General features: G+C 56.0%; 1 protein-coding gene and 1 pseudogene. Both read right to left on the reverse strand.

Annotation, left to right across the window (positions count from 1 at the left end):
- Positions 1 to 394: pseudogene (locus AC01FP_RS16820) on the reverse strand (hypothetical protein); the annotation flags it as partial.
- A 19-nt stretch (positions 395 to 413) separates the two neighbouring features.
- Positions 414 to 2,594, reverse strand: a complete 2,181-nt coding sequence (locus AC01FP_RS16825) for a peptidase domain-containing ABC transporter (RefSeq protein WP_474481817.1) — start codon at positions 2,592 to 2,594, stop codon at positions 414 to 416.
- Between the last annotated feature and the right edge of the window lie 364 nt (positions 2,595 to 2,958).

Below are 2,958 nucleotides of genomic sequence, written 5' to 3' on the forward strand. Positions count from 1 at the left end.
CGCCGGCCTGACTGCGTTGCAATTCAAGTTTCAGGAGTTCGCCTTGTAGCTGGCGCTGCTGATCGCGCCAGGGCCGATCATCGAGTCTGGCGATGGCCTGACCGGCCTGCACAATTTGGTTGGGTTTCACCAGCACCTCCAGCACTGTGCCGCCACGTTCGCTTTGCACCACGGTGTTTTCGCCAGTAGGTCGCACAACCCCTTGGGCGCGCACTGTCTCTTGCCATGGCAGCACCGTCATAACCACTGCGCTAAGGCCAGTAATGGCAGCAAGGCGGGTGCCCAGTCGCCGCGACCAGCCACCCAGCGGTGGTAAAAAATCATCGGCGCTAGTTGCAACCAGTTGGCCCCGCAGGACGGGTAGGTTGGTGCGGTTGCGGGTTTTGTCGGTCATGGGTGGCAGGTGTTGATCATCAGGCGGCGGAAAGGTAAGGGGCGACGGCAATCCGCTCCTTCAGGGCCGCGGGTTGGTCCTGAAAGCGCACGCAACCCTTTTCCATAAACACAATCCAGTCAGCCCGCAGGATCACTGAGGGGCGATGGCTGATCAGCAGGGTTGTACGTCCGCGGCGATGCTCCAGCAGTTGATCCATCAACCGCCCTTCCAACACTGGATCAAGAGCGGAGGTTGATTCATCCATGATCAATACGGCTGGATCGCCGATCAGGCTGCGGGCGATCGCAAGCCGTTGGCGTTGGCCGCCCGAGAGATTGGCCCCGAATTCGCCGAGAACAGTGCGGTAACCATCCGGCAGGTCGCGAATGAACTCATCAGCTAGGGCCAGCCGGCAGGCGGCCACTACTTGCTCAAAGTTGATTCCCGGATGGGCAAAGCTGAAGTTGTCGTAGATGCTGCGGTTGAAGAATTCGGAGTCTTGGGGTATGAGCACTACCTGACGGCGCAGGCTGTCGAGGCACAGGTCGCGACTGCTGTATGGGCCGTAGTGAATTGAACCGTGCTGCAGAGGATACAGGCCGGCGAGCAATTTGCTGAGACTGCTTTTGCCACAGCCCGATTCCCCGATTAGCGCTGTGGTGATGCCGCCTGGGATATGTAGGTTGAGGTCTTCCATCAGGGGCAGTCGCCCCGGGTGATGATAGCGCAGCCCCTTACAAGTGATGTCATCACTTGGGTTGATGGACACAGGATGCTTATCAGCCGAATGGGGATCTTCTACTTCTCGCTCAAGCACCTCAGCCAGTCGTCGGACCACTACCTGGGATGTGATCGTCTCCTGAGTGATGCCACTAAGACCTGCCAGAAATCCCAGTACGTTCACGCCCATGCCATTAAATGCCAACAACTGACCGATACTCAATTCCCTGCTGATTACAAACGAGCTGCCAACCCAAAGCAGGGCAATGGTGCTCAGGCTGCCTAGCAGTCCGGTCAATGTGCTCTCCCCCAGTCCAAGTTTGAGAGCACGCCAGCGCAGATTGGCTAGCCGTCCAAAATTGTGTTGGTATTCTTGCCAGGCCTGTTCGGTAGCATCAGTGGTCTTAAGTACGTTGGCGGCTCGGAACACTTCCACCAAAAAACCCTGGTTGTCTGCGGAGCGAATCAAGAGCTGACGGGTTTTGTCCTGAATGGCGGGCAGGAAACTGAGATTGCAGACGATCACTATCAAATAGCAAGCAAGTGCCAGCAGGGTGAGTGTGGGGTTGTACATCCACATCCAGATCAGCGAGATCAGAGCGATACCAAACTGGCTCGGAAGGCCTAGTACCACATCTGTCAGCAAATCATTAATCAGTTGGATATCGCTGATGCGACTTACTACTTCACCACTGCGGTGACTTTCGAAATAGTCGATCGGCAGCTTCAGAAGGCGATTGCCGTAGTGAAGCACCATTTGCAATTGCAGTTTTTGACCAAAGTGCCCTACCATGTGGCCCTGGACCAGCGTGAGGGCACTTCGCAGCATGAACAACACCATGATGCCGATGCCGAGGCTGGTGAGCATGCGGCTATCACCGCGCACCAATACGTCGTCTGTGAGCACCTGCATCAACAAGGGCATGGCCAGTGCGAGCAGACCGATCAACATGTTGAGTATCAGCGCCTGGCCTAGCAGCGGCCGAAAAGGTTTGAGATAGCGGAGAAACACCCAGATGCCGGGGTGCCGGTCTTCTTCTAGATTTGCAAAGCGACTCGGATCAGGTTCCAGCAGCAGCAACACCCCGTTACTCCAATGGCGCACAAATTCCTCCATCTCAATGTGGAGGAGGCCTACCGCGGGATCGGCCACAATTACGCGGGAGCCTTCCCTGCCATGTACGACAACCCAGTGGCTGCCATCCCAATGGCAGATCACCGGCAGGGGAAGCTCATGCAGTTGCGTCAACAGGGAGCCGTCGGCTTTGGCGGCACGAGCATTGAACCCGAGACTCTCTGCCCCGCGCTTCAGCCCAAGTAAAGTGGTGCCCGTTGCTGTGGTTCCAACCGCATCTCGCACCCTGCTGATCGATAACGATTTGCCGTGCTGGGCGCTCACCGTAGCGATACAGGCCGCGCCACAATCCTCCTCCGCATCTTGGCGGATACAGGAATAGGCGCTGTTGCTTCTAGGCCGGAATCCCGACAGCTCTCCCAATTTTTTAAGTATTTTTCGCATCAAATCAGATGTCATCAAATCAGATGTCATCAATTGTGGGTGGAGGAAGTATCAGGGCCGTTATCCGTCCAGGTTTGGACCTTGGTTACCCCGTTCTGAGTCCGAACCTGCAGTTTCCAATATTTTCTATTTTGTGATCGCTGCTTCGGGGTAGGGTTGCTACTGCTGCTAGTTGAGTCGCTGCGATGCGTCCAGGTCCAGCTAATAGTTTGGGTGCCCATGATGTAGTCGGTTGAATTCAGGATTGTCGGTGGGGAGTGCATTTATTGGCCTGCTCCCCGCCTAAGACACGCTTGAAGAGCTACACTGCTAACTGCTGTGTATTCAGCTCCTCAGAATCAGC

Source organism: Cyanobium sp. NIVA-CYA 375 (assembly GCF_056108345.1).